This is a genomic window from Pontibacter ruber (assembly GCF_023630205.1).
Lineage (GTDB): Bacteria > Bacteroidota > Bacteroidia > Cytophagales > Hymenobacteraceae > Pontibacter > Pontibacter ruber.
Genome location: NZ_JALPRR010000009.1, coordinates 1 through 583, shown reverse-complemented (window position 1 = coordinate 583; position 583 = coordinate 1). Strand labels below are relative to the sequence as shown.

The window sequence follows — 583 nt, the reverse complement described above, 5'->3', positions numbered from 1 at the left end:
GTATTGCTACACAACCGGCCCGCTTCTTTGCTCGGTAGTTGACTAAATCAACTACTTCTTCACTCTCTCTTCCATCATGTCAAAGAACTTTTTCTTAAAGTTCAGAGTGCCGGGTTCTGAGTGCCGAGTTTAACCCTGCCCCCTAACCGGTACACTGTTTCAAGATATGAAGTAAAAACCATCTGTTTTTACTTGGTGCTGTTTTGAGTGGAGAATAACGGAGTCGAACCGTTGACCTCCTGCGTGCAAAGCAGGCGCTCTAGCCAGCTGAGCTAATCCCCCAGGTACTTTTACTGTGGTGGGCCTGCGTGGACTCGAACCACGGACCTCTACATTATCAGTGTAGCGCTCTAACCACCTGAGCTACAAGCCCTTTAGTTGAGAGCGCCAGACTCTATAACCCAGGGCGCCTCACTTATGCAGCATAATGCATGTTTGAGCAATTAAGGAGACAAAACGAAAAACAAGTACCCTTTTCTTTTCGCAGACACTCTGCGTCGTAAAAAAAGTTCAGGCCACGGACCGACTCTAGAAAGGAGGTGATCCAGCCGCACCTTCCGGTACGGCTACCTTGTTACGACTT

General features: G+C 48.4%; 2 tRNA genes and 1 rRNA gene. All 3 read right to left on the bottom strand.

Annotation, left to right across the window (positions count from 1 at the left end):
- Positions 1-208: 208 nt before the first annotated feature.
- Positions 209-282, bottom strand: a tRNA-Ala gene (locus MJ611_RS20495).
- 14 nt (positions 283-296) lie between these two features.
- Positions 297-373 (bottom strand) — tRNA-Ile (locus MJ611_RS20490).
- 159 nt (positions 374-532) lie between these two features.
- Positions 533-583, bottom strand: a 16S ribosomal RNA gene (locus MJ611_RS20485); the annotation flags it as partial.